At 47.4% G+C, this 5,935-nt stretch carries 5 protein-coding genes; all 5 read left to right on the forward strand.

What is annotated here, in order from left to right:
• The first annotated feature begins 54 nt into the window (after window positions 1–54).
• Window positions 55–2,550, forward strand: a complete 2,496-nt coding sequence (locus tag FD47_RS13365) for a DUF5776 domain-containing protein (protein ID WP_082620310.1) — start codon at window positions 55–57, stop codon at window positions 2,548–2,550.
• A 180-nt stretch (window positions 2,551–2,730) separates the two neighbouring features.
• Window positions 2,731–3,069: a hypothetical protein gene (locus tag FD47_RS13370; RefSeq protein WP_054736455.1), complete on the forward strand. Its 339-nt coding sequence runs from the start codon at window positions 2,731–2,733 to the stop codon at window positions 3,067–3,069.
• Window positions 3,070–3,298: 229 nt separating this feature from the next.
• Complete coding sequence (locus FD47_RS15420; RefSeq protein ID WP_138467232.1) at window positions 3,299–3,418, forward strand: putative metal homeostasis protein; 120 nt, start codon at window positions 3,299–3,301, stop codon at window positions 3,416–3,418.
• A 134-nt stretch (window positions 3,419–3,552) separates the two neighbouring features.
• On the forward strand, window positions 3,553–4,989 hold the full coding sequence (locus FD47_RS13375; protein ID WP_056980795.1) for an MFS transporter: 1,437 nt from the start codon (window positions 3,553–3,555) through the stop codon (window positions 4,987–4,989).
• 524 nt (window positions 4,990–5,513) lie between these two features.
• Window positions 5,514–5,935: FeoA family protein (locus FD47_RS13380; RefSeq protein WP_235806100.1), on the forward strand; the 422-nt coding region annotated here is incomplete at its 3' end.

Here is a 5,935-nt window from a genome sequence, read left to right on the forward strand (position 1 = left end):
GGATAAAACTTAGGAACTTTAGACATTACGAGGATTGACTAGGGGAGATGCGTCATGAAGACACTTAGATGTAGCTTGAGTAAGCGATTGTTGATAAGTTCGCTAGTTCTTACGGGAATGATGATGGTGCCAATGGATTCGAAAGCCGTTGTCGCTAGTGCAGCCAGTGACAGTCCAGCCGGGACAAGTCAGATGACGAAAATGACGGCGGCCAGTCCCAAGATCACGGACGGTGATAGTGGGACGATTGGGACGATTTCATGGACATTTAAGAACGGCGTCTGTATGTTTACTAGCGCCGGTGAATACAGTGAAAATGCATATGAAACGGCGCCTTGGTATCAAGATTCAACAGTCACGGGGTTTGATATTCCATATCAGATTAGATTAACGGGACACGGACCCGCCTCTTTCTTCACTAATTTACAGAATTTACGAAATATTGAAGGAATTCGCAATATTGATGTATCTGGGGCTAGTAGTTTATTTGGGATGTTTACCTGGGATCGTTCACTTACAGATTTAGACCTTTCCCGATTTTATACATCGAACAGCACCAATATGGACACAATGTTTTTTGGTAATGAAGGGTTGACGACACTCCGATTGGATCATTTTGACACTGCTGGGGCTGAGCGACATGGCCTGGATAGGGTGTTTTTGTACGATACAAAATTATCTCAAATTACGTTGAGCAGTCATATCACAGCTAGTTTTCTTGCTTCGTTACCGGATACTGGTCACCAATGGGTTGCTGTTGGTAGTGGGACGCCTGAAAATCCTCAGTGGACTGGTGATCCGATCTCACACAGCAAGTTCATTAAGAATCCGATCAAAGATCTCACAGGACCGCTGACTTCTGCAACGTACGTTTGGAAACGTAACTTTGACCTCACACTTAAGAATGGGACTAATGATGCCACCGTTTATGAGGGGCAAAAATGGGATCCATGGAGTGTGATTGATCTGGCGTCAAGTACGGATACTAAGGACAAAACTGATACGTACGATAACGCTCAAAATGTATTTGTCGACGAAAATGGCCAACGGGTTGATAAGGAAACGATTGCTAATGAAATTTCGAAACGAGCACCAGGTGAGTATCATTTCAACTATATAAACGGCGACGTTCACAAACCGTTTACGCTCATCATCAAACAGGATCAAGCGGCTCTAACTGTCACGCCAAAAAAACACTTCGATCAAGATCAAGTAATTACTGATGCGGATATTCGAAGTGAGATTAAACAAGCAATTAATTCTGATGGTACAAATATTCCTTCAGAAAATATTCACTATACGATTACAGATTCTAAAGGCGAGATTATTCCACTCGACCAGTTAACCCAAAACCCAGGTCAATACACCGTCACGTTTACAACTGATCCGCTCCTCAGCGGCGTGACAAAGACGGCCACAATGACGATTGACGTTGCCAAAGACCAAACGAGTCTGAAGCTTAAGCAGCCTTCTCAGACCATTACGGCGGGTCAATCCTGGCAGCCAATTGACGACTTCGCCAGCGCCACCGATGCGGCAGGAAAACCGGTTGATTTTAAAGATATCACGGTCACTGCGACCGACGAGAAGGGCAATCCGGTCAAAGATTTATCGACCCTTCACAAGACACCCGGTGTCTATACCGTTACCTATAAGAACGGCAACGTGACGGAAACACTCAAATTAACCGTTAAGAAAGCTACCGTACCGGTAACCCCGGGCGGTAATCCTCCTTCAGTCACCCCACCGGCAAGCAGCAGTTCGGCCAGCAGTTCCAGCTCGGCGGTCACGCCAAGTCAACCAACGCCACCAAGTCAACCAACGCCACCAAGTCAGCCCGGCCCGCAGTTACCAAACTACGCTGGGGTGAAAGGGAGTGCGGTCTACGCCATTAAGAAGATTGGCCTGTATCGCAACACCAGTTTCACCAAGGCCAACCGGCAGCGGTGGTACGCTAACAAGCCACGGATCTATCGGCCAATGTTTGTAATCACCGGCTATGCTCGGTCAATCACTGGTAAGCTGCGTTATCAAGTGACCGATGTCAATCATCAGTCCAAGACGGCCGGCATGACGGGCTACATTACCGCCAGTCGGAAATATATCCGTCCAGTTTACTACGCAACCAAACACGCGCAAATTACGGTGATCTCACCAAAGGGCGTTCATGCTTATAAGCGGGAAGACTTGACCGGAAAAGTCACCACTTACAAACAGGGCACCGTTTTGAAGGTGAAAGGGATCATGAAGCACAACTTGACCACCCGTTTCATTTTAAGCAATGGCAAGTACGTCACTGCCAACCGCAAGTTAGTTAATATGGGAAGGCACGCGCAAGTGACTAAGGTGCGGGCGAAAACCAGTGTTAACCGGTACGCAACCGTTAACCTGACTAACCGCAATCGACACTTTAAGAAGGGGACCGTTCTGAAAGTTCACCACTCCGACTATTCCCGCGGTCATGACTTCAACCAGCGGGGCACGTTGCGTTATCGGGTTGCCGGCGGCTACGTTAGTGGTAATTCAAAATACGTCCATGTCTACTATTAATTGCGATCAATTTTTAACAAGAATGCAGGTGTTTTCAGGCAGATTCTATCCGCTTGAGAACGCCTTTTTGGGGGGTAATTTGAGGCAAAAATACTTTTACACAATTTTTACACCCCCTTTACATAATCGTGCAATTGCCGCGCTACTATGAAGGTGAATCGAAGTAGGGGGTGATGTGAGATGTTTCGGAAGTTACTGTTTCTTGTCACTGTCGGGCTTCTTCTGTCGGCCGGACTGGTTACTGTCAGCCCGTCACATGCCAGTGGATTGCCCGGTTATTATTCATCCTATTGGTATAAGCCCCGAGTCGTTCACGTTAAGCGCCCAGTCATGGTTTATCAGGTCAACCCGGCAACGTCAAAAACCATCCAAAAGCTGGTCCTGGTCACTGATTCCAAGGTGACCATCTGGAATTCTACAGATTTTGGCTGGGTTGCCAAGGCGCCTTATTTATCACAGAACCGCGGGTATATTTGGGTTGTCAAGGGGCACGACAATCCTAACTGGTTGAAGTGGTGATAGGTGAACCGGCGGGCTTGCTCACATTTGTTGAAATCTTGTTTTCTCCCGAGAATTGTCCGGGCCAACGAAGGTTGGTGCTGGGCGATTTTTTAGTTTAGAGATAGTCAATCTGCAAAACGGCCTTGACAGACGGTCGCATTTTACGCATAATTATAAATCGTAATCGTTACTATTTAGAAAAAGTAACTGATTTCCAATTAATAATGAAGAATTGAGGTCGATTTAAATGGAAAAGCAGGATTTAGCAAGTGCCCGCCGGCGGATGAAGAGCCCCAACATCAAGACCCGTAAACGGGCGTTACAAATTATCCATGACTATAAGCGGCACAAGAAAGGGCTGCATTAAACCGGGTAGCGGCAATGGGCTCCTTGACAATTAAAGGGTGATAACAGCGACCGGTGCAAACTCCTAAAGCGTTATTTCTTATTTTTCAGCGGGGCAGTGTTATAAATAAAGTTGAAAAGTAAGGAGGAAACGCTATGGCTGAAAGTCGTGGGAAAAATCTATCAATTATCATCGTCCTCGGGATGTTTTCGTTTTTAACGTCCCTGTCAGGGTCAAGCACGAACTTAGCAATTCCTAAGATTGCAATTTCGATGGCCATTTCGAGCAGTATGGCCACCTGGATCGTTCAAATTGGGCTGATCACCACTGCCATTTTGCTGGTCATGTTTGGCCACATCGGCGATATCTTATCGAAAAATGTCGTCTTCTTAGCCGGGGGAATTGCCTTTTTAATTGGGTCAGCTATCACTGGCTTTGCCCCGGATTACATCGTTATTTTATTCGGCCGGGTTATTCAGGCCATTGGGTCGGCCATGATTATGGCCAATTCGATGGGGATTGTCACCCAGTACTTCCCCGATAAGAAACGGGCTGAGGCGCTGGCGATGATTTCAATGTTCATTTCGGTTGGTTCGATTTCCGGGCCCGGAATTGGCGGGCTCATCATTTCGCTGTCCAGTTGGCGCTGGATTTACTGGATCAATATTCCCCTGGGCATTCTGGTGCTCTGGCTGGGCTTCAAGTTTCTGCCGGTGCCAAAGGAGTCCTGGGCCCACGTTCGTGAAGTGACCAGAGGCGCCAACTGGACCGGCCAGAATCTCTTTACTTTGGGGATCATCCTCTTCTTCCTCAGCGGATCGTTCTTCCAAAGCGGTCGGTCAAAATTACTGATTGGGTTGGGCTTCTTCCTGGTTGGCGGGGCAATCACCATTTACTCCTTCATTCAGGATGACAAGGCCAACCTGCCGTGGATTGCGCCGGAAGTGCTGCGAAATCGCGGCTTCATGACGTCGATATTTGCCCTGATGCTGGTAATGCTGGTGAATGCCGTTTCCAACATTCTGCTGCCATTCTATCTGCAGAGCTACAATGAGATGAGTCCGTTTGCCAGCGGGCTGGTCATCATGCTGCAGTCGGTGGCAATGCTGGTGACCACGCCGTTTGCCGGGGTGCTGGCAGACCGAATTAACCGGGAATTGATGACGGTTATTGGGCTGGTTATCTTGATGATCTCTCAGATCGGCTACGCCTTTTTCCCGGCCGGCCTGGACATGGTCAAGATCATTCCGCCGATCATCCTCAACGGGATGGGGATGGCAATCTTCCTGTCGCCAAACAACGCGCTGACCATGGGAATGGTCGATAAGAGTCTCTCGGGAATTGCCGGGTCGTTTAACTCATTTGCCCGGACGTTGGGGATGACCATCGGCATTAGCTTCGCGTCATCGATGCTGTTCTTCCAGCTTCCCGGGGTGACCCGAATCACGCCGGCCGACGGTGAGAATTTTGTGCACGCGTTTTATAACGTCTTCTGGATGGCAACGGCCATTTCGGCGGTTGCCCTGCTGGTTGTGCTGGTTCGTTACCTGGGGTCCCGTAAGAAGGCGCCGGCGACCGATGAGGGAAAGTAAGATTGATAAGTGTAGATATCGGGAAAATTTCACCAAATTCTAAACGTGCGTCCTAAGTGCCATCGCGATGGTTGGCTCTTGGGGCGCACGTTTTTGCAAAATCATTATGAGGGACTTCCCTAATTTTTGGCCAGAAAAAAAGCAGCTGGCCCATGTCAGCCAACTACTTTGTCGTGCAGTATTTTAATTTTAAGTCCCGCTGCACTCGTAGACTTACGAATAAAATGACTAATACTTAACCACAGCTTCGTACCGAGAAGCTTGCTTACCAAAGAGTATAGGGGATGTCTGGTTAAATATCAACCGTTTTGAGAATCTTGTAAGTTACAAATCGATGTCACTTTGTAACCGTTATCACTAAATAATGAGAACAAACTAATCTTTTTCTTACCGTATTGACATTTTCACGAAATGACCGTAAGATTTGGTTATCAATATATGCCAGGACAATGTATTTGGCAAGCCTAAACGGTTATTAATTTACATAATTTAATATTCCAAAAGTATAAACTAAGAAGGTGATAATGATGGAATCACTTGCTGACACCAAGCGCCGCGGCGATTACGTGATCATGAATGTTTTAGGCGGTAAGGGCATTGTTCGCCGATTATCCGAAATGGGAATGATTGCCGGCAAAAGATTGACGGTTATTTCACTAGCAACCGATTCAAGTGGGATGATGATTTATTTTCAGGGCCAGCGATTAGCCATTAGCTTGGATGTTGCCGAACGGATTGTCGTTCGCAGCATGACCGAATCCGCCGGCGAAAAGCTCCACTCACTTTCTGATTTGACGGTTGGCAAATCCGGGATTGTCCGCAAAATGGTCGGGGATCGGGCCCTGCGTCGCCGGTTGCTTGACATGGGGTTGACTAATAACACCATGATCAAGGTTTACCAGATTGCGCCCCTAGGTGCTCCTACGTCAAGTTTTGGTACTAAAAA

The sequence above is a fragment of the Lentilactobacillus parafarraginis DSM 18390 = JCM 14109 genome (assembly GCF_001435895.1).
In the GTDB taxonomy this organism is placed as follows: domain Bacteria; phylum Bacillota; class Bacilli; order Lactobacillales; family Lactobacillaceae; genus Lentilactobacillus; species Lentilactobacillus parafarraginis.

Coding starts and splice junctions, on each gene's coding strand:
- FD47_RS13365 (WP_082620310.1), top strand. CDS start 55: ATGAAGACACTTAGATGTAGCTTGAGTAAGCGATTGTTGATAAGTTCG.
- FD47_RS13370 (WP_054736455.1), top strand. CDS start 2,731: ATGTTTCGGAAGTTACTGTTTCTTGTCACTGTCGGGCTTCTTCTGTCG.
- FD47_RS15420 (WP_138467232.1), top strand. CDS start 3,299: ATGGAAAAGCAGGATTTAGCAAGTGCCCGCCGGCGGATGAAGAGCCCC.
- FD47_RS13375 (WP_056980795.1), top strand. CDS start 3,553: ATGGCTGAAAGTCGTGGGAAAAATCTATCAATTATCATCGTCCTCGGG.